The organism is Thermoanaerobacterales bacterium, assembly GCA_030019475.1.
GTDB lineage: Bacteria > Bacillota > Desulfotomaculia > Desulfotomaculales > JASEER01 > JASEER01.
In genome coordinates this window covers 1-657 of the sequence record JASEER010000085.1, presented here as the reverse complement: position 1 = coordinate 657, position 657 = coordinate 1, and the positions used below count along the sequence as shown (strand labels likewise).

Sequence of the window (657 nt, the reverse complement as noted above, 5' to 3'; positions counted from 1 at the left end):
CGGTTTACGGTACGGGCACTGATTCGCTCGCTAGAGGCTTTTCTTGACAGCTTGGAGTCAGTTACTTCGCTACTTGTTTTCGCTCCCCATCACCTTTCGGAAACGCGCAGGGCGGATTTGCCTACCCTACTTCCTACGGGCTTGGACGTGCTCGACCAACGGCACGCTTAACCTATCCTTCTGTGTCACCTCATTGCTCAGACGCTCTTCAGTGGTACTGGATTCTCAACCAGTTGTCCATCACCTACGCTATTCGCCTCGGCTTAGGTCCCGACTTACCCTGGGCGGACGAGCCTTCCCCAGGAATCCTTAGGTTTTCGGCGGGTGAGATTCTCACTCACCTTTTCGCATACTCATACCGGCATTCTCTCTTCCAAGCGCTCCACCATTCTTTCCAGAATAACTTCGCTGCACTTGGAATGCTCCCCTACCCCTTATCGTAGTTCGATATTCGATATTCGATGTTCGATTACTTCCAGCTTTCTATGAGGCGAAAGAGTTGTCTTGCAAGATGATCATACGTTTCATTGAGCTCTTGGTATATGGTTTCTTCCAGGTAACCAAGGTCTTTAATCATCTCGAGCAGTACCATCACCTCATTGCATGATCCTAAAGCAATTCTTAGGAAACCTTTAAAATCATTAGCTGAGCCTCTTC

At 48.9% G+C, this 657-nt stretch carries 1 rRNA gene; it reads right to left on the bottom strand.

The features are described from left to right. Positions 1-657: ribosomal RNA gene (locus QMC81_11925) — 23S ribosomal RNA — on the bottom strand; the annotation flags it as partial.